The organism is Mariniflexile gromovii, from assembly GCF_017814435.1.
GTDB classification, from domain to species: Bacteria; Bacteroidota; Bacteroidia; order Flavobacteriales; family Flavobacteriaceae; genus Mariniflexile; species Mariniflexile gromovii.
In genome coordinates, this window is record NZ_JAGJCB010000019.1 from 59,905 (window position 1) to 79,345 (window position 19,441).

Annotated in this window: 15 protein-coding genes and 1 tRNA gene; 8 read left to right on the forward strand and 8 right to left on the reverse strand. The window is 34.4% G+C overall.

The features are described from left to right. The first annotated feature begins 2 nt into the window (after positions 1 to 2). The 4 genes from J8H85_RS15780 to J8H85_RS15795 all read left to right on the forward strand — a co-directional run bounded on the left by J8H85_RS15780 (position 3) and on the right by J8H85_RS15795 (position 4,654). Positions 3 to 1,040, forward strand: a complete 1,038-nt coding sequence (locus J8H85_RS15780; protein WP_209656214.1) for an aminotransferase class I/II-fold pyridoxal phosphate-dependent enzyme — start codon at positions 3 to 5, stop codon at positions 1,038 to 1,040. Positions 1,041 to 1,218: 178 nt separating this feature from the next. Beyond that, entirely contained in the window at positions 1,219 to 1,641 is a 423-nt protein-coding gene (locus J8H85_RS15785; RefSeq protein ID WP_209656216.1) for an OsmC family protein, read from the forward strand. A 49-nt stretch (positions 1,642 to 1,690) separates the two neighbouring features. Then, positions 1,691 to 3,382: a single-stranded-DNA-specific exonuclease RecJ gene (gene recJ, locus J8H85_RS15790; protein WP_209656218.1), complete on the forward strand. Its 1,692-nt coding sequence runs from the start codon at positions 1,691 to 1,693 to the stop codon at positions 3,380 to 3,382. A 6-nt stretch (positions 3,383 to 3,388) separates the two neighbouring features. After that, positions 3,389 to 4,654 (forward strand): MFS transporter, encoded by a 1,266-nt coding sequence (locus J8H85_RS15795; RefSeq protein ID WP_209656220.1) that lies wholly within the window; start codon positions 3,389 to 3,391, stop codon positions 4,652 to 4,654. Here J8H85_RS15795 and J8H85_RS15800 read toward each other — a convergent pair. Both J8H85_RS15800 and J8H85_RS15805 read right to left on the reverse strand, forming a co-directional pair. Further along, positions 4,651 to 5,403 (reverse strand): UDP-2,3-diacylglucosamine diphosphatase, encoded by a 753-nt coding sequence (locus tag J8H85_RS15800; RefSeq protein ID WP_209656239.1) that lies wholly within the window; start codon positions 5,401 to 5,403, stop codon positions 4,651 to 4,653. The two genes, J8H85_RS15795 and J8H85_RS15800, sit on opposite strands and share 4 nt — an antisense overlap. Positions 5,404 to 5,687: 284 nt before the next feature. Further along, positions 5,688 to 6,140, reverse strand: a complete 453-nt coding sequence (locus J8H85_RS15805; protein WP_209656222.1) for a 6-pyruvoyl trahydropterin synthase family protein — start codon at positions 6,138 to 6,140, stop codon at positions 5,688 to 5,690. Positions 6,141 to 6,251: 111 nt separating this feature from the next. Here J8H85_RS15805 and J8H85_RS15810 point away from each other — a divergent pair, with 111 nt between their 5' ends. The 3 genes from J8H85_RS15810 (at position 6,252) to J8H85_RS15820 (ending at position 8,041) form a co-directional block, all read left to right on the forward strand. Beyond that, positions 6,252 to 6,893 (forward strand): 2OG-Fe(II) oxygenase, encoded by a 642-nt coding sequence (locus tag J8H85_RS15810; RefSeq protein ID WP_209656223.1) that lies wholly within the window; start codon positions 6,252 to 6,254, stop codon positions 6,891 to 6,893. Between the two features lie 273 nt (positions 6,894 to 7,166). Beyond that, on the forward strand, positions 7,167 to 7,961 hold the full coding sequence (locus J8H85_RS15815; RefSeq protein ID WP_209656225.1) for a universal stress protein: 795 nt from the start codon (positions 7,167 to 7,169) through the stop codon (positions 7,959 to 7,961). Positions 7,962 to 7,967: 6 nt separating this feature from the next. Next, positions 7,968 to 8,041, forward strand: a tRNA-Ala gene (locus tag J8H85_RS15820). 112 nt (positions 8,042 to 8,153) lie between these two features. On the opposite strand, the gene J8H85_RS15825 is transcribed toward J8H85_RS15820, so the two are convergent. From J8H85_RS15825 to J8H85_RS15845, 5 genes are all read right to left on the reverse strand, one after another. Then, entirely contained in the window at positions 8,154 to 8,999 is an 846-nt protein-coding gene (locus J8H85_RS15825; RefSeq protein WP_209656227.1) for an alpha/beta hydrolase family protein, read from the reverse strand. 1 nt (position 9,000) lies between these two features. After that, positions 9,001 to 11,766: a PD-(D/E)XK nuclease family protein gene (locus J8H85_RS15830; RefSeq protein WP_209656229.1), complete on the reverse strand. Its 2,766-nt coding sequence runs from the start codon at positions 11,764 to 11,766 to the stop codon at positions 9,001 to 9,003. A gap of 70 nt (positions 11,767 to 11,836) precedes the next feature. Next, positions 11,837 to 13,228, reverse strand: coding sequence for an OmpA family protein (locus J8H85_RS15835; protein ID WP_209656230.1), 1,392 nt, complete (start codon positions 13,226 to 13,228; stop codon positions 11,837 to 11,839). 144 nt (positions 13,229 to 13,372) lie between these two features. After that, positions 13,373 to 14,566 (reverse strand): glycine C-acetyltransferase, encoded by a 1,194-nt coding sequence (kbl, locus tag J8H85_RS15840; RefSeq protein WP_209656231.1) that lies wholly within the window; start codon positions 14,564 to 14,566, stop codon positions 13,373 to 13,375. 21 nt (positions 14,567 to 14,587) lie between these two features. Beyond that, entirely contained in the window at positions 14,588 to 17,719 is a 3,132-nt protein-coding gene (locus J8H85_RS15845; RefSeq protein ID WP_209656232.1) for a UvrD-helicase domain-containing protein, read from the reverse strand. A gap of 129 nt (positions 17,720 to 17,848) precedes the next feature. On the opposite strand from J8H85_RS15845, the gene J8H85_RS15850 reads away from it, so the two are divergent. Next, positions 17,849 to 18,457, forward strand: a complete 609-nt coding sequence (locus tag J8H85_RS15850; RefSeq protein ID WP_209656233.1) for a superoxide dismutase — start codon at positions 17,849 to 17,851, stop codon at positions 18,455 to 18,457. A gap of 304 nt (positions 18,458 to 18,761) precedes the next feature. On the opposite strand, the gene J8H85_RS15855 is transcribed toward J8H85_RS15850, so the two are convergent. Next, positions 18,762 to 19,319: a hypothetical protein gene (locus J8H85_RS15855; RefSeq protein WP_209656234.1), complete on the reverse strand. Its 558-nt coding sequence runs from the start codon at positions 19,317 to 19,319 to the stop codon at positions 18,762 to 18,764. Positions 19,320 to 19,441 lie beyond the last annotated feature (122 nt).

Here is a 19,441-nt window from a genome sequence, read left to right on the forward strand (position 1 = left end):
TTATGGTTATTAACGCATTTCCAGATAGAGAAATAATTATAAAAGACAAACCGTTCTTATACTTTGGAGGTACTGCCTATTTAGGGTTGCCAACGCACCCAGATTTTCAAAAAAACATTATTTCGGGAATAAAAAAATGGGGTACGGCTTACGGAAGTTCCAGAAACGCCAATATTAAGCTCTCCATTTTTGATGAAGCAGAACACCTATTTGCGAAATTAATTAAAGCGGAAGCCGCTGTTACCTGTTCGTCTGGTACATTAGCGGGTAAATTGGTTGTGGAGTATTTATCAAAATCTGATAACACCTTTTATCACTATCCCAAAACGCATCCATCCATTTTACAAAGTAAGAGTTTGCCTTTATTTGTAGATGGTGAATTACATCCAAATTTGCTGAATGATACCGTTGAAAACATCGTTATAACGGCCGATGCTTTTTTAGGATTGGAAGTAACACCGACAAGTTTTGATTTTTTGAATGCCATTCCATCCACTAAAAAAATAACGTTGGTGTTTGATGAGTCGCATAGTTTGGGTATTGTGGGCAACTATCTGGAGGGTATTTTTAATACCATTTCGAATAAAAATCTGGCACGGAAAATTATGGTATCGTCTTTGGGGAAGGCCTTGGGCATTTCGGGAGGAATTGTTGCTTCCGATGTGAATTTTATCGATGCTTTAAAAAACGAACCCGATTTTATATCATCGTCAAGCATCAGTCCAGCCTTTTTAGAAGCTTTTGTGCTTTCACAAGAGATAATTAAAGCGCAACAAAAAAAGTTGCAGACTAATTTAGGGTTTTTGTTTGATGGATACTATTTGAATACCGATTTCAAACTCAATAAAAACTATCCGGTTATCTATTGTGAAGATGAAAAAATAGTTGAATATTTATTTGAAAGTGGCATGGTGATAACCCATTTTAAATATCCAACCTATAAAAAATCAATGTGCAGAATTGTTATAACATCCAATCACACTAAAACCGATTTAACGAAGCTTAAAGAATCTTTAATAGCCTTTAATAGAAATAGTTAAAGTTGTTTGTGTTTTAATTTTAAAATAAAAAATAAGGTTTTTAATAAAACATTTTCAGTGCGTTGGCACATAAATTATGATTTATATATAAGTGTACAACAAATGCCCTTGAATGTTTTTTTTGGGTAATTAATACGTATTTTTGACGTTTACAAGTAATAAAAATAGTTTAAAAGAAATGACGAATCATATTACAACAACTTGGTTGGGGAACATGAAATTTGAGAGCACGAACCCATCCGGACACAATTTGTTTATAGATGCAGGACCAGAAAATGATGGCAATGGCGAAGGGTATAGACCCAAAGCGTTGATGCTTTCGGCATTGGCAGGGTGCTCAGGGTTAGACGTAGCATCACTTATTAAAAAAATGAAATTGGATGTTGCCGATTTTAAGATAGATATTGAAGCCAACCTTACCGAGGAGCATCCTAAATATTACGATAAGGTAGCAATGCATTTTCATTTTTATGGCGATAATTTAAGCGAAAAGAAACTTCAAAAGGCAGTCGATTTATCTGTTGAAAAATATTGTGGTGTTATGGAAATGTTCCGCCAGTTTGCAGAATTAACCATAGAAACGCATTTTCATAAGAAATAAAGTTTACAAAGAAACTTTAAACTTTTTAACATTAAACTTTCAATTGATAATGCGTTGGACCCTAAAACCCAAACCCGAATCTAAAAAAATTGAGGCACTTCAAAAAGCACTTCAAGTAGATGAAGTGGTGGCAACATTATTGGTGCAACGTGGTATTGAAACGTATGAAGATGCTAAAAAGTTTTTTAGACCAAGTTTAGACGATTTGCACGATCCATATTTAATGAAAGATATGGATAAAGCGGTGGCCAGAATTGAAAAGGCCATGGCCAACAATGAAAACATTTTGGTGTATGGCGATTATGATGTAGATGGTACTACCTCGGTAGCACTCATGTCGGCATATTTAAAATCTAAGTACAATTTAGTTTACACCTACATTCCTAACAGGTATGATGAGGGTTATGGTATTTCGTATAAAGGCATCAATTTTGCTTTAGAAAACAATTTCACACTTATAATTGCTTTAGATTGTGGTATAAAATCCGTTGATAAAGTGGCATATGCCAAAGAATTGGGAATTGATTTTATTATTTGCGACCACCACAGACCTGCCGATACCATTCCAGAAGCAGCAGCTGTTTTAGATCCAAAAAGAGACGATTGCACCTATCCATATAAAGAATTATGCGGTTGCGGTGTGGGGTTTAAATTAATTCAAGCCTTAGCCCTAAAAGACGGAAAAACGGATGAGGATTTAGTGGATTATCTAGATTTGGTAGCAACAGCCATAGGTGCCGATATTGTGCCCATTGATGGTGAAAATAGGGTGTTGGCCTATTTTGGATTGATGGTAATAAACAGCAATCCAAGACCAGGCATCAAAGCTATTTTAAACCAAATTGAGAAAACGGAATTAACCATTACCGATGTGGTTTTTGTAGTAGCGCCTCGTATAAACGCTGCGGGCCGTATGGAACATGGTAATTTTGCAGTAAGACTTTTAACAGAGGAAGAAGAAGGTTTGGCTGCTAAATATGCTTCGGAAATTAATGAATATAATCTTGACAGACGTGAAACTGATAAACAAGTTACAGAAGAAGCTCTTAAGCAAATTGAAGAACAAAAAGAACAGAACCGCCTTACTACTGTTGTTTACGGTGAAGCTTGGCATAAAGGCGTTATTGGTATTGTGGCTTCTAGATTAACCGAAACTTATTACAGACCAACATTGGTGTTTACAAAAAGTGGTGATAAGTTGGCGGCCTCGGCACGTTCAGTTAAAGGGTTTGATATTTATAATGCTTTAGAAGCCTGCAGCGAACATATTGAACAATTTGGAGGGCATAAATATGCTGCGGGTTTAACCCTTTTAGAAGAAAATTATGAAGCTTTTAAACAAGCTTTTGAAGATGAGGTTTCTAAAACCATAGACAGAAGTCTTTTAACACCAGAAATTAAAATTGATGTTAAGATTGATTTGGAAGACATCACCCCAAAATTCTACAGGATTTTAAAACAGTTTGCTCCTTTTGGACCTAACAACATGACACCTGTTTTTATGACGGATAATTTGGTTGATACAGGCTACGGAAAATGTGTTGGAGAAGATAAGACCCATTTAAGAATAACTGTTGCACAACCACAATCCAAAAGTTTGGTGGCCATTGGTTTTGGTATGGGCGATAAATTCGATTTAGTCTCAAAAAAAAAAACTTTTAAGGCTGTTTATTCCATTGATGAAAATGAATGGCAAGGGAATGTTAGCCTACAATTAAAACTCCGAGATATTAAAGAATAGTAAGCTATGGCAAAAACCGACCCATATGCCGCTTTACGTATTAAAGAATTCAATATATTTTTACTGGTTCGTTTTGTGCTTGTTTTTGGCTGGTCCATGCAATTTATTGTTATAGAATGGGAAGTGTATAGCTTAACAAAAGACCCATTATCACTGGGGGTTATTGGCCTAATGGAAATAATTCCTGCTTTTACCATGGCGTTGTTTGCTGGCCATATTGTAGACCAAAAGGAAAAACGCAATTTATTAGCACTTTGTATCGCAGCTTTTTCTTTAATTAGTTTAGGGCTGTTTTTGTTGACTTGGGACAAAGTAACTGGTAATTGGGAAACAAAAACCATATTATACAGCATTTATGCTTTGGTGTTTTTTGGTGGTTTCTTACGTTCGTTTTTCGGCCCCACTATTTTCTCTTTAGTTGCCTTAATAGTACCTAAAAAGGCCTATCCAAATGCCGCCACTTGGAACAGTTCTACATGGCAAATGGCTTCGGTTTTAGGGCCAGCTTTTGGCGGTTTTTTTATTGGTTGGATTGGGGTGCATTGGTCGCTTTGCATCATTTTTGGACTGGTGCTTTTGTCATTCATCATTCTTCTACAGATAAAACGAAAACCTATTTTAAATCCGAAAATTGGCGAACCCGTTATTGAAAGTTTAAAAGAAGGCGTACGGTTTGTATTTAAAACAAAAGCCATTTTAGGAGCTATGACTTTAGATATGGTTGCTGTTTTATTTGGTGGTGCCATTGCACTTTTGCCCGTTTTTGCACAAGATATTTTAAAAGTGGGTAGCGAAGGTTTTGGCGTATTGCGAGCAGCACCAGCGGTAGGGGCTTTTTTAACCATGTTGGTTACGGCTTACATACCCATTAGTAAAAATGCCGGCATGAAATTATTGGCGGCTATTTTTGGTTTTGGGGTGTGTATTATCGTTTTCGGGTTGTCGTCTATATTCTGGGTATCGGTAGTAGCCTTATTTTTTAGTGGAATGACCGATGGCGTTTCTATGGTTATCCGTCAAACTATTTTACAGTTAAAAACCCCAGACCATATGCGTGGGCGTGTATCATCGGTAAATTCTATGTTTGTGGGGTCTTCTAACGAGTTGGGTGCTTTTGAAAGTGGCGTTACCGCTAAACTTATGGGTACAGTTACTGCGGTTGTTTTTGGAGGTACCATGACGTTGATTACGGTTATTACTACAGGAATTGTATCGCCAACGTTTAGAAAACTGGACTTAACTAAGGATTTGGAGGAACATAATAAAGATTAAAACTTTTTCAATTCAAAATTTTCTCCATCAAAAACGCCGTAGGTATAATAAGAAATCCAATCACCAAGGTTGATGTATTTTGACGTCTCATTCAGGTTAATTTCCATAGGTAAATGGCGGTGACCAAAAATAAAATAATCGCGGTGTTTGTTTTTTAGTTTTTCTTTGGAATATTGCACCAACCATTCCTTTTCTTCACCAAGAAATTTAGCATCATCATCACCCGAAATCAATTTGTTTTTTACCGAGAGGTATTGGGCTATTTTTACGCCAATATCTGGATGTGTCCACCTAAAAACCCATTGAAAAAACGGATTGGTAAACACCTTTTTCATGCGTTTATAGCCTTTATCGTGCGGGCCTAAACCATCGCCATGTCCAATAAAAAAGATTTTGTTGTTAAAGGTGAATTCTTTTGGTTTGTGGTAAACGGGAATGTTCAATTCCTCTTGAAAATAACCATTCATCCATAAATCGTGGTTGCCCACAAAAAAGTAAACAGGTATTCCAGAATCTGTAATTTCGGCAAGTTTGCCTAAAGTTCTTGTAAAACCTTTAGGTACTACGGTTTTGTATTCAAACCAAAAGTCGAATAGGTCGCCAACTAAAAATATAGCTGCAGCATCGTGCTTAACGCTGTCTAACCAAGCCACAAACTTTTTTTCGCGCGGGCGAGAAGCTTCTATGGTTGGTGCTCCTAAATGGTTATCGGAGGCGAAATATATTTTTTTTCCTTCTGGAATATTCATGCGGTAAATATAAATAATTCCTGCGAAGGCAGGAATCTTATTGTTATGGCGTAAAAATAATGAAGATTGTGGGTGATTAAGCCACTTATGCACGAATATTTGTTTTATTACTGCATGTAGCTGATGGGCGCGTTAGGGATTGCAGCGGCATCCTTTTGTTTTTCTTTGTTATTGAAAATCACTTTTAATAGTTACTAATTACTTGAAAAGTGGATTCCTGCCTTCGCAGAAATGACAAAAAAACAAAAGATATAGCGGAAAGCCCGACCCGATAAGGGAACGCCCTAAATATTGTCGTACGCAAACCATTCGGCAAAGGAGCTGTCGGTTTCCTGAAGTTTTAAGGAGTGCAATTCGATGTTTTCGGGTAAACGGCGCTTTATTTTTTTTGCAAAATCGATGACCATCATTTCACTAGTTGGCTGGTAGTCAACTAACAATACGTTGTGTCCTCTGTCTTCCAATTCTTTGGCAAGCTCTACGTGTGGTGTGTTTTTGTTGAAAACGGTGGCATGGTCGAACACGTTTACAATGTCTTCTTTCACTATTTTTTTCAAATCGCCAAAATCTATTACCATGCCATATTTTACGTTGTTGGTGTCGGCAATGGGTTTTCCAATAACGGTAACCGATAGTTTGTAGCTGTGCCCATGTACGTTTTTGCACTTGCCATCGTACCCGTAAAGGGCGTGTCCGGTTTCGAAAGAAAATTGTTTTGTGATGCGAATAAAGCTCATTTGTGAAAAATTTAAAGTACAAAGATAGTTGTTTTGTAAAAGCAATTTGTTTTTAGATTACATTTGCGCGCTTTTGTTCAATCTGGATAAGAGATTTATTGCTAAATACTTATGAATCATCTTTTTGAAGCTATTGATTTTGTTGAAAATTCGCTATACGAACAGATCATTACTGATATTGGAACGCAACAATTTAGTATTGTTGAGAATTTTTTTACTGCTGAAGAAGTTGCGGTTTTAAGGCAATCCATTCAAGAGAAACATGAAGAACACAGTTTTAAAAAAGCCGCTATTGGCAATAGGTTGAATGAAACCATTATCAAATCGATTAGGGGCGACGTTATTTTATGGATGGACGAAAGTGATGTGAATGCCGCCGAAGCTTTGTTTTTTAAGAAAATTAACGATTTGGTTAGCTACTTAAACAGGACCTGCTTTTTGGGTATTTTGCACAAAGAGTTTCATTACGCCATTTACCCGAAAGATACTTTTTATAAAAAGCATATTGATACGTTCCAGAATGACGACAGACGTAAATTATCGTTTGTTTGTTATTTGAATGAAGATGGTTGGTTGCCCGAAAATGGCGGTGAATTGGTGTTGTATTTAAACGAAAATGGCGAGGAAGTTGAAAAGGTTATTTATCCGTTTCCTGGGCGTGTGGTTATTTTTGAAAGTCAAATTATAGAGCACGAAGTAAAACCCGTAAACACCGAACGTTTAAGTATAACAGGGTGGTTAAAAACGCGTTAGTTAGCGTCTTTTTCTTCGGTTTACAAAATAAACAATGATTAAAACAAGGGCTAAAACCAGAAATAAACCGTTACCACTTATAAAACTTAAAATATCCATAGTTGTTGAATTTAAAGCACAAATGTAAAAATATTTGTTATATAAATTCACTGAAGTGGGAAGGATGTTTTTATTATAAATTAATTTAAAATTACAGCTTAATTTCGTCTATATTTGTCCAGAATTTTATGCAATTCATTTAATTAATTACTTTTGCATTAAATTAATTACAGCATGAAAAATATTTTAGTACCCGTTGGAGCTTCGCAAAATGCATTGAGTAATCTACAATATGCTGTAGATTTTGCTCAGGCTTTTGGAGCTAAACTTTATGTAGTTCAAGTATATAATGTTTATACCAAGGCAGGTACTATGATAAAAATTGATCATATTTTAGAAGAAGATACGCTTAATTACTTAAACGATTTGGTTTCTAAAGTGGATACAAAAAATGTTGAGGTTGTAGTAAGAGCGCTTAAAGGAAAGTTTATTGATACCATTGAGTTGGCTTGTAAAGCAGCCAATATTGATTTGATTTTAATTGAACCAAGAATTTATTCGGAAGATGAAGAGGTGTTTTTAGGAAAAACTTCTGGGAAAATTATAAAACAAACCACCATACCAACGGTTATCGTGCCAGAAGGTTATGTTTTTAAACCTATTGAAACTATTTTGATGGCTGTAAAATCGGCCATTATTAAAAATGAAGGTGTGCTTAGTCCACTTAAAGCTATAAAAAATAATTTTAAAGCAATAGTAAATTTACTTTTGGTAAAAACACCGTATTATAATGAAGGCGATTTTGATTTAAATGACGAATTAACAGCTATAGTTTCAGATGTAACCTATTCTGAAAATCCAACAACATATCATGGTGTTTTAGAGCATTACAAAACGCACGACCCAGATATGCTTTGTGTTGTAAGACGTAAAAGAGGTTTTTTCATGAAGAAATGGGAAAAAAACCAGATTTATAAAAAAGATTTTAATAGTAGCTTACCCGTTTTGGTGTTAAGCGAATTAAAATAACTAGTCGGGGATGTAGCTCAGTTGGCTAGAGTGCTTGACTGGCAGTCAAGAGGTCGTGGGTTCGAATCCCATCTTCTCCACTAAAATAAAAAGCTCTGAAAGTTTAACTTTTAGAGCTTTTTTGTTTTAAGTATTTATTTACTGATTGCGCTTTAGTTGCCCTCAAAATATGAGTAATAGCGGACAATTGATTTATTTAGTCTTTAAAAAATAAATGCATTTTTTCACAACATCACTTAAATGCTCTGGTAACACCTCTTTTTCCCAAGGATGGCTCGCTCCAAAAACATGATTCGCGCCATCAATAATTATTAATTCACTATTTGGGTTCCATTGGTGGAGATTTTTGGCTTCATCTATTAGAACACTAGTATCATCATTTCCACGAATAATAAGATGTGGAATTTTTAAGTTTAAAACGGCGCGTTTTATGGTTAAGCGTTCTTCATTAGCTATAAAATCTTCATAAAACTGATAATAATGTGGCATTTGCTGATGGGTTCTACCATTTAGAATATAGGTAACGCCGTTTTGTTTCCAAGCTTCTAAATCGCAAAGCGCGTCCATTCTTCTGGCATAATCAGATACGCTTGCTAAACTAACAACGCTTTTAATTCTGTTATCTTCTTCGGCTTTTATAAGTGTAATACCACCACCTCGGCTATGACCAATTAACGATAGGTTGTTTGGGTCTGTAATGGCTTTTATATCATCATTGTTAAAAACCCAATCTATAACCGATTCTAAATCGTCTAATTCCTTTGTGTAATTATTGTTTCCAAAAGCTTCTAAATCTGGAAAATCTATGGGTTGCTCAACCGTACCGCCATTATGGGAAAAGTTGAATTTTATAAAGCAATAGGCTGCTTCAGCAAATTGTTTTGCCATTAAATTCCATGCACCCCAATCTTTAAAACCTTTGTAACCATGGCAAAATATTATAATGGGTAAATTTGTTTTGTTTTCAGGATAGGTAACATCCATCACAATAGGTTTTGTGTGTTTTCCGTTAATTACAATATGTTGTTGTGTGAGCATTTTAAACTTCTTTTTCGGTGAAAGGAATTTGGGGGTTGCAGATTTCTAAAATGAGTTTTTTTAGTTCTACTTCAAAATTATCGATAGTTTCTTTAGTAATCAAGAAGTCTTTTTTAGCCCCATTACCCGATTTGTCTTTTTTGGCAAATTTTAAAACACCCGCATTTAAGTTTTTAAAGGAAATAATACCAGCTTCAACAGGCAGTTTTATATGACTCATTATATGCATCATATACGCATAGGTAAGTACTTGAAAAGACTTGCTGTATTTTTTATAATCGGTGGTGATAGCTTCCCAATCAACAATTTCAATGTGAGATTGGTCTACGCGTCCGGTTTTATAATCAATAATTCTGAGGATGCCATTATGTTCATCAACCCTATCTACTTTTCCAACAAGTTTTACAGGAAAATCAAGCTCAGGAAAATTGACCAACACTTCATTATTCGCTTCAATTGCCACTATTTTTATTTGATTTCCGGCGTTTAAATCCTGAATTTCCAAATCTAAAAAATTAGACACATAGCGTTTTGCAATTTCAAAAACTATCAGGTTTTTACCTTTGGTAATATCACCTTCCTTATATTCATTTTTAAAGTGAAAGCTTACTCTTTCTTCAATTTGAGCTTTTAAATTTTTAATGATTTCTGGTGTTATAAACGTACTAATTAAAGGTTTATAAAAATCTTCAAGCGTATTATGCACTACGGTGCCTAAAGTATTGGCTGCAACGGTTTCTTCAACATCATCATGTTCTTTTATTTTTAAAATTTTCTGATAATAAAAATCAATAGGATTTCTAATATAAGACGTTAAAGATGAAGGTGAAAATCCTTTGCTTGCAACATCAACAAGTGCTTCTAAAAGCTTGTCGTTTTTTTCAATTGTTTGTAAAGAAGCTTCAATAACAGGTACTTGTGGCGCTATAATTTGATGGTTTATTTTATGAATATTCTCTAGCTCTAACTGAGTTATAAACCTGCTTTTTTCACCACCAGTTAGCACATCGGCTTCGGTATTGTATAAAATGTAGATGTTTTTGGCACGTTGTAACAATCGGTAAAAGTGATAGGTATAAACAGCATCCTTTTCTTTGTAGGTAGGAAGATTGTTTTCCAATTTCACATCGAAAGGAATAAATGAATTATTGCTTTTCCCTGAAGGAAGCACCCCCTCGTTTACCGATGAAATAATAACCGTTTCAAAATCTAAAACCCGCGACTCCAACATCCCCATAATTTGCAAGCCCTGTAGAGGTTCTCCTTGAAAATCTAAAGTTTCAGAACTTAATAATTCTTTATAAATACTAAATAAAGCTGAAATATCTTTGATGTGTTGGTATTTGGAATTTAAGCGTGATAATTCATTGAACAATGCATTAAATCGGAATAAATACTCTAATGAAAGTAATTGAGATGCTTTATTTTCATCTAAATGGTTTTTAATACTTAAGATGAGCTGAAAGCAGTTATTTAGCGCTAAATCGATGGATTTATCCCAGTTTGAAAATAATATATCGATGATGCTAACCGATTTTGGTGCCATTTCTTTTAAACGCTGTGCGCTTACGTAAATAATATTATTGGCATCTATAGTTTCAATTATTTTTGAAGCATAATCTGTATTTTCCACAAACAAAAGCGGTCTTATAAATTGATGCGAAATGATGTTAACCACATCTTTAAAGTAAAAAGTGTTTGAAGGCGTTTTGTGAATATAAAAAAGCGATTCAAATAAAGACGCCAAGGGTATGGACTTTAGCGGAAAACCCATGGTTATATTTAAGGCATCTATGTTATCCGGTAGCGCATTCAAAACAGGAATTAGTAAGTTTTCATCGCCTAATACTACAGCAGTATTTTGTAAGCTTGCATTTTGGTTTTGTAAATTTTTTAGCAAGGAGCCAATGTACTTGGCTTGTCCAATATTTTTAGGAATTCCAAATGTTGAAATATGCTTTTCTTTGGAATAATTAGTTGTAATCCATTGAAACGGATTGTTCTTAAAGTAAGTCCAGTTTTTTTGGTGTTGCCTTGTGAATAAAGCGGCATCGTGGTTTGCACTGTTAAAAAAAGTGGCGTCGATATCCCAATAAACTTTTGCTAAATTATTTTGAAGTAATTCTTGAATTATGGTTTCTTCACAAGTGTTAAGCGCATTAAAACCTAGAAAAACATGTTGCTTTTTATTATTGTCTTGAATGTAGCTTTTTAAGTTTTCAACCGCAGCTCTGTAAATTAAACCTTGATAGCCTATTTTTTTACCTATTAGTAGTTGGGTAAAATGGGTATAGTATGTGAGTAGCTTGTTCCAAAAGGACAAATAGTTTTTAATAAAAGTGGTTTGGTTTTCTTCTAAAGACCAGTGATGGTTTTCTATTTCTTTAATGGCACTTAAATAATTGAAAATGTTTTTTTGAGGAATAAGATATCTATCAATTTCATTAAAATCTTGAAGTAAAATTTGTGCCCATTTGGAAAACACTTCAAATGTATCCGTTTCTTCTTTTTTTGTTAATTGTATGTAAGTGTTATAAAACTCAAACAGCAATTCAGTGTTTGAAATAGTTTGAAGTTGGGATAATTCTTCAACAAACTCTTCAATACTAATAATGGTGGGTGAAAAAATGGTTTGATTGCTAACTTTATATAGTTGATGTTTTAAAAAAAGACCAGCTCTTTTGCTGGGCAAAATAAAAGTTAATTCGGAAAGGTTTTTGTTCTGGTTTTTTAAATCGTTTAGAACATCAAAAATAAATGTTGTCATTGTATAAAAATAAAAAACGCTTCGGATATCCGAAGCGTTTTAAACTTATTTATTTTCTACTTTAAAAGTATTATTTAGCTAAGTTAATTTCAACACGTCTGTTGTTAGCTCTACCTTTAGAAGTATTGTTAGTATCGATTGGTTTAGACTCACCGTAACCTTTAGAAGAAAGTCTGAACTCATCAATACCATTTTTAGTTAAGTATTCTTTAACTGAAAGGGCTCTTGCGTCAGATAACTCTTGGTTTAGTTTTTCGCTACCTACACTATCAGTGTGACCTTCAACTGTAAACTTAGAGTTAGGGTACTCTTTTAATATTTTGATAATATCACCTAATACTTTTTCAGATTGAGATTTGATAGAAGATTTACCAGTATCAAATAAAATCGTTTTAGCGTAAGCATTTAAAGTTTTTTGAACTTCTTCTGAAACTTCAGGACAACCATTGTTTGCAACAGTACCTTTTACAGAAGGACATTTATCGTCTTTATCTAATACACCATCACCGTCAGTATCTGGCCAAGGACATCCTTGGTTTGCAGCAGGACCAGCAGTAGTAGGACATTTATCGTCACCATCAGTTACACCATCGCCGTCAGCATCTGGACAACCAGATAAAGCTTTTAAACCAGCAACAGAAGGACATTTATCATCTTTGTCAGCAACACCGTCACCGTCAGTATCAGGACATCCGTTAAGTTCAGCTGTACCAGCTTCGTTTGGACAAGAATCTTTGCTGTCTTCAATACCATCACCGTCAGTATCAGGACATCCGTTGAAAGCTGCAATACCAGCTACGTCTGGACAAGCATCATCTTTGTCAAAAATACCATCACCATCAGTATCAGTGCCGCCAAATTTGATAGAAATACCAGCAGTATGTTGGAAATGAGTGTCTAAGTAATCTTCAAATGCATGTTTGTAAGAAGACTGTAGTGTTAAACCGATATTATCGTTAAACCAAAGGTTAAAACCAATTGTTCCGTTTAAAGTTCCAGCTCCTACTTCATCAACCCAAGTGTAACCACCTCCAACACCTACGAAAGGATCAAGAGTTGTGCCTTGTAAGAAGTTATATTTAATAGTTCCATCAACTCCATAATAAGACCAATCATCTACATCATTAGTTGCATCTGGATTTGTGCTTTTGTCTCCCCATTTGTCAATTTTATTTAATGAACCTGCTACTCCAAAAGAGAATCCATCACCTACATATTTAGATACAGAGATAGTAGATAAAGAAGGTAAAATGTTCCAGTGGTCTGTTACATTAGCGAATTCATCAAAAATAGTTTCACTAGCGAAACCACCTCTAGAAAGTGCACCGTCTCCTGAAGGATAAGCGTCTACCGCATTTGCACCAATAGTAATTTGCCATGGGTTGTTTTTGTCTTGCGCATTAGAGTTGCCATAACCAAGTATAAGCAACATAGCGAACAATAATCTGCTAAGATTTTTCATATTCAAAAATTTAATTTTTAAGTGTTAATCGTAAACAAAAGTAAGTTGTTAAATTTTATTAACAAAGACAAATATATAAAAAAATTGAAGATTTCACTTATTTACTGATAGTTCAGAATGATTTTACATAATTTCAGATTTGTTTTATATAATATCCATTAATTTCCCAACTTTTGTAAATGCAAGAATAGCCTTATCTAAATGTGCTTGCGTATGGGCTGCTGATAATTGTACACGAATTCTTGCTTTTTCTTTTGGGACTACGGGAAAAAAGAAGCCAATAACATAAATTCCTTCCTTTAAAAGCATGTTTGCCATGGTTTGAGATAATTTAGCATCATATAACATAACAGGAACAATGGCAGAATCACCATCTATAATATCAAACCCGGCATTTTTCATTCCTTTTTTGAAATAGTTGGTGTTCCATTCTAAAGTATCGCGTAATTTGGTGTTGTTAGCAAGCATGTCAAAAACTTTAATGGAGGCTCCAACAATGGCGGGGGCTAAGGAGTTTGAAAATAAATAAGGACGCGAACGCTGACGAAGCATTTCAATGATTTCTTTTTTTCCAGTAGTGTAACCGCCCATAGCGCCACCCAAGGCTTTTCCTAAAGTGCCTGTTATAATGTCTATTCTATTTAAAACGCCCTTTTCTTCAAGAGTTCCTCTACCTGTTTTACCTATAAAACCGGCAGCGTGACACTCATCTATCATTACCAAAGCATCATACTTATCGGCGAGATCGCAAATTTTATCAAGGGGTGCCACGATACCATCCATAGAAAAGACACCATCTGTTACTATAATTTTAAAACGCGCTCCATTTTCATTGGCAGCAATAAGTTGGTTTTCTAAATCTTCCATATTGCTGTTTTCGTAGCGGTAGCGTGCTGCTTTACATAAGCGTACACCATCAATGATGGAAGCGTGGTTTAAGGAGTCTGAAATAATAGCATCTTCAGCACCTAATAAAGGTTCAAAAACACCGCCATTGGCATCAAAAGCTGCAGCGTATAAAATGGTGTCTTCGGTTTGGTAAAAATCAGCTATTTTTTGCTCGAGTTCCTTATGAATATCTTGAGTACCGCAAATAAACCGAACCGAACTCATGCCAAAACCATGTGTATCCATGGCATCTTTTGCTGCTTGAATCACATCGGGGTGCGACGATAATCCTAAATAATTGTTGGCACAAAAGTTTAATACAGTTTCGCCCGTATTTAAAGTTATTTCTGCACCTTGAGCAGAAGTTATAATCCGTTCTTCTTTATAAAGTCCGTTATTTTTTATGTCTTGAAGTTCTAATTGAAGATGATTTTTTAGTTTTCCGTACATAATTTTGCGTTTTTAGCAAATTTATACTTCTTTTACTGAAATATCACTATTTATGTAAACAAGAATCTTCTTTTTAACATTTATATGCATCTCTTGCAAAACATCTTGGTAAGATTGTAATTGCTGTGCATGTTTTTTATCTTCAAAACCTGTTTTATAATCAATAATAACCGCTTCATTTTCAGTGTTTATAACCACTCTATCTGGTCTTAAAATAATGCCTTCTTTGGTAATAATATCACGTTCGTTGTAAATGGTGTTGCTCGACGTGTAAAAAGTATCAAGTTTTGGATGGTTTATTATTTGAACCACCAACTTTTTCAATTTTTCAGCTTGTTGGGTATTAATGGCATCGGTGTTTAGATAATCACTCATTACAAAATCAATATCATCTTTGGTATTGATTTTAGACATGATGTTGTGAAGCAGGTTTCCTTTTTCAATAGCTTCTTCTTGGGTAGTGTCCCAAAGCATGCCCGATTTTGTTACCACTTTGATATGATGTGTTTCCTTGGCAGTGGATATAAATTCGTTTTGAATGGTGATATTTGTTGAAGCTTTTTTAGTTTTCGAAGTTTTTTCGATGCTTCCGAAGGTATAAACAGTTTGCGAATCGTTCCAAACACCTAAATGTTCTAAATAATTTATAAACAACCCTGAATATTTTTTGCTATTAACTTCGCCTTTTGCTGAAATATCTTTGCTTGAAATAATATAAAGTTGCTCCACCGCTCGGGTAAGTGCTACATATAATAAGTTAATGTTGTCCAACTCTTGTTCAGATTTGTGGTTGTTGAAAATTTCCAAACCAGCATCACCAAAATTCTCAAAATCTTTATTGAAATTCAGTAAAGTATGCGAGAAGCCGTTATAAACATCTTTATTTATAGGAAACCATTCTTTGGGTTCTAATTCTCGGTAAATATCCAAATCGGCATATGGGAAAATGACCACCGGAAACTCCAAGCCTTTCGATTTATGTATCGTCATAATTTGAACGGCATTTTGTCCTTTGGGCGATACAATACTTAAATTGTCTTTTTTCTTGTTGAAATACTCTAAAAACCCTGAAATATCAGAACCTTTTTTCTGCGAAAAATCCAAAACAACATCTAGATAAAACTGAATGTAAGCGTTGGATGTTTTAACTAAATTAAAACTTCTCACAATGGTTTCAGCTAAATCGTAAAGTGGAAGTTGCAATAAATTTTGGTTGTTGATGAACACATGATGTGCTTCAAAACTTTTGAAAAGCTGTGTTAATGATAAAGGCAAATGGCTACTGAAAAAATCGTGCTTATTTTCAATACCGAATGAAGTAGCCAAATAATCTAGAACGGCAATTTTCAATTCGTTGTTTTTAGGCTGAATTAACAACCCCAACAAATTATTTATAAATTGTACTTCGGGCGCATTGTTAATTAACAAGGTTTCAGACGACACAATGGGTATGTGATGCTGACTTAAATAATTGGCAATGGCAACACCTTCTTTTTTCTTTCTAACTAAAACACAAATTTCATCTAGGGTAAAGTTGTTTTCTAAACAACGTTCAATGGTTTTTAAAGTGTTTTCACAAAATAACTCGTCTCTATCATCATCTTTTTCAATGTCTAAAAATGAGAGCTCCACATAACCATCATCCTGTTTACTAATGTTTTGATGTGCATTTTCGTATAGATTTTTATAAGTTTCATTGCTGAAAACTTGACTTGACAAATAATTAAAAAAGCCATTGTTGAACGTAACCACTTCTTTAAAACTCCTGAAATTTGAAGGTAAATTTCTTAAATCTCTTTCAATATGAAACGGATTATCGTTATGGAACAACCCAATAAACTGTTCTGCTTTTCCTCCGCGCCAACGGTAAATAGCTTGTTTAGCATCGCCTACCAACATGGCGGTTCCTTTGTCTGAAGCCAGCGAATTATCCAGCAACGGAATTAAATTTTGCCATTGCATGGTTGATGTATCTTGAAACTCATCAATAAAAAAATGATTGAATTTTTCACCAATACGTTCGTAAATAAACGGTGTAGGTTGGTTGCTTATTTCTTTGCTGATGATGCTATTGAATTCTGAAATAAGCATTTTATTTTGGTCTAACTTAAGTTCGGTTAGCTCATTATTAATAGCGTTTAAAACCGAAAGCGGCGTGATGTTTCTATAAAAAGCCTTTAAAAATTTAAGATGGAAAACAGCTTGTTTACTTAAATTAAAAGCGGAGGCTATTTGTGGTTGAATTTGCTCCATGGTAGAAGCAATATTTTGGCTTACTCGTTTAGGGTATAAGGTGCTGCTTTCTAAATTTTCTTGCCATTTGGTGCCAAATGAAGCATCAAAATTTTTATCTGCTAGTTTTTGAAAATGTTTTGGCAAATAGCTTCCAGAGAAATCGTTAAATTCCAATCCGCATTCTTCAATTAAATTCAATACACTTTGGGCGGTTTCAACAATAGCGGTCTCGGTCGATTTTATTTCCTTAGTCAACAAACTTTTCAAAGCCAAAAAATCGTCCAAAGTTTTGTCCTTTAAAGTTTCAATAAAAGGTACATCGTTTTCATTAACCAACAGTTTCGCTATTTTATTAAAATCAAACGATACATCCCAACTTTTATCATCATCGGCTTTTTCAATAGCAAAATCAACCAACACATTGGTAAGCATTTTGTCCGTTCCTGCCTTTGCAATTAAACTGTCCACGGCTTCATTCAAAAGGGATTCTTGGTCCAATTCCACTTCAAAATTCAAAGGCAATTTTAAATCGTAAGCAAAAGTTCTTATAATTCTATGGGTAAAGCCATCAATGGTCGAAATATCAAACGCAGCATAATTATGTATGATGTTGTTTAATAGTTTTTTAGATTTTTGGTGAAGCTCGTTTGGCTGTATTTGCAACTCTTCACACATAATGGCAAACATATTGTCAGGGTTTTCTAAAATTTCAATATCCGAAAAGGTTTTAAGCACCTCAATAATACGCTCTTTCATTTCGGCCACCGCTTTATTGGTAAAAGTAATGGCAAGAATGTATCTGTATTGGTTTGGATTGCTCGATTGAAATAAAATTTTTAAATATTCTTTAACCAACGTAAAGGTTTTGCCACTACCCGCAGAGGCGTTATATATAGTAAAAGGATGGTTTTGTGGCATGAATTTTAAAATTTTGGATACAAGATAAAAACTATCAATCATTTCATAACAATTAATTATTTTTAATTGATGTGTTTTATCCGTAAATTTGAAAAAGAAAATAAATACTAATAATAAAAACAAAAAATTATGGCTTTCGAATTACCGGAATTAGGATATGCTTATGATGCTTTAGAGCCTCATATAGACGCTCGTACAATGGAGATACACCACACAAAACATCATCAAGGATATACCACCAATTTAAATAACGCAATTTCAGGAACCGATTTAGATGGAAAATCTATTGAAGACATTCTTGCAAATCTTGATATGAACAATGCCGCAGTAAGAAATAATGGTGGCGGTTTTTACAACCACTCCTTATTTTGGAATGTGATGAACCCAGAAGGAAAAGGCTATTTATCTGGCGCATTAAAAGATGCTATTGAAGCAGCTTACGGATCGGTAGATGCTTTTAAAGATGCATTTTCAAAAGCAGCAGCAACCCGTTTTGGATCAGGATGGGCATGGTTATGCGTGCACAAAGGTGGTAAAGTAGAAGTTTGCTCGTCGCCAAACCAAGACAATCCGTTAATGCCAGGAGTTGGCTGCGGAGGTACACCAATTTTAGGATTGGATGTTTGGGAACACGCTTATTACTTAAACTACCAAAACCGTCGTCCAGATTATATCAATGCGTTTTTTAACGTAATTAACTGGAACGAAGTTGAAAAACGTTACGCAGCAGCGAAATAACATATTTTCACATATTAAAATTAAAGCAAGTTCATTATTTGGACTTGCTTTTTTTTGGCTTTACCACAAGGGTCGGGCTTTTAGCTATATCTTTTGTTTTCTGTCATTCCTGCGAAGGCAGGAATCCACTTGTAAATATTTTGATTCTCCTAAAGTGTCTTACTTTTTAATTAAAAAAACAAAAGGATGCCGCTGCAATCCCTAACGCAGCTATTTGCTAAGGCCATTACCGAAAGGGAAAATGAAGTGGTTATCTGTTAAAATTTATTTTTTATTAGTTATATACGCATGTTGCCCACAGTTTTTATTCCTTCTCAATTTTATTCAATTCAGTTATTCGCTTTTTGTACATTTCAAATATTATTTCAGGATTCCATTCGTCATCCTCTGTTTTTCCGTGTCCTAAAGACATTAATGAAATCAGTTTTCCTTTTTCCGCATAAAATTGGCAAGTCCAAGTTTGTAAAATGTAATGATTAATCGGCATATATTTTATTGATTCCTCTGCATAAATTAATTCTCCATTTTTCTCATAATAAACTTCTTCATAAAAATTGGTTTTTTCGTGCGATTCAATTTGTATTATTCTCTTTCCGTTTTCAGTTTCACAAATTTTCCAAAATTCAGTTTTTCCGTTAAAATCCGTTACTGCGATTTTGTTTTGAGAACATTTTGATAATTCAGCGAGATATTCATTGTTTATTTGTTCTCGTAATTTTTCTTCTTTTTCTCTTTCAGTCAGTTCAACTTTTTGTTCTTCTATTTCAGATTCTGCTATTTTATTTTCAGTTGAGTTGCTTTTTTTGGATTCGCAAGCAGTCAATGAAATCAAGATTATAAATGTCAGCAGGATGTTTTTCATAATGTCTTGTCCTGAAATATGGCTACAGGTTAAAAATTGATTTACGCTGTTAATTTGTATACCATATTTGGTGTTCTAAAGTCTAAAGATAAGTGTAATCTTATTTCGTTGTACAAATTAAT

Excerpts from the sequence above, each read along its gene's own strand:
- J8H85_RS15780 (WP_209656214.1), top strand. The coding sequence starts at position 3 with ATGGTTATTAACGCATTTCCAGATAGAGAAATAATTATAAAAGACAAA.
- J8H85_RS15785 (WP_209656216.1), top strand. The coding sequence starts at position 1,219 with ATGACGAATCATATTACAACAACTTGGTTGGGGAACATGAAATTTGAG.
- recJ (WP_209656218.1), top strand. The coding sequence starts at position 1,691 with ATGCGTTGGACCCTAAAACCCAAACCCGAATCTAAAAAAATTGAGGCA.
- J8H85_RS15795 (WP_209656220.1), top strand. The coding sequence starts at position 3,389 with ATGGCAAAAACCGACCCATATGCCGCTTTACGTATTAAAGAATTCAAT.
- J8H85_RS15800 (WP_209656239.1), bottom strand. The coding sequence starts at position 5,403 with ATGAATATTCCAGAAGGAAAAAAAATATATTTCGCCTCCGATAACCAT.
- J8H85_RS15805 (WP_209656222.1), bottom strand. The coding sequence starts at position 6,140 with ATGAGCTTTATTCGCATCACAAAACAATTTTCTTTCGAAACCGGACAC.
- J8H85_RS15810 (WP_209656223.1), top strand. The coding sequence starts at position 6,252 with ATGAATCATCTTTTTGAAGCTATTGATTTTGTTGAAAATTCGCTATAC.
- J8H85_RS15815 (WP_209656225.1), top strand. The coding sequence starts at position 7,167 with ATGAAAAATATTTTAGTACCCGTTGGAGCTTCGCAAAATGCATTGAGT.
- J8H85_RS15825 (WP_209656227.1), bottom strand. The coding sequence starts at position 8,999 with ATGCTCACACAACAACATATTGTAATTAACGGAAAACACACAAAACCT.
- J8H85_RS15830 (WP_209656229.1), bottom strand. The coding sequence starts at position 11,766 with ATGACAACATTTATTTTTGATGTTCTAAACGATTTAAAAAACCAGAAC.
- J8H85_RS15835 (WP_209656230.1), bottom strand. The coding sequence starts at position 13,228 with ATGAAAAATCTTAGCAGATTATTGTTCGCTATGTTGCTTATACTTGGT.
- kbl (WP_209656231.1), bottom strand. The coding sequence starts at position 14,566 with ATGTACGGAAAACTAAAAAATCATCTTCAATTAGAACTTCAAGACATA.
- J8H85_RS15845 (WP_209656232.1), bottom strand. The coding sequence starts at position 17,719 with ATGCCACAAAACCATCCTTTTACTATATATAACGCCTCTGCGGGTAGT.
- J8H85_RS15850 (WP_209656233.1), top strand. The coding sequence starts at position 17,849 with ATGGCTTTCGAATTACCGGAATTAGGATATGCTTATGATGCTTTAGAG.
- J8H85_RS15855 (WP_209656234.1), bottom strand. The coding sequence starts at position 19,319 with ATGAAAAACATCCTGCTGACATTTATAATCTTGATTTCATTGACTGCT.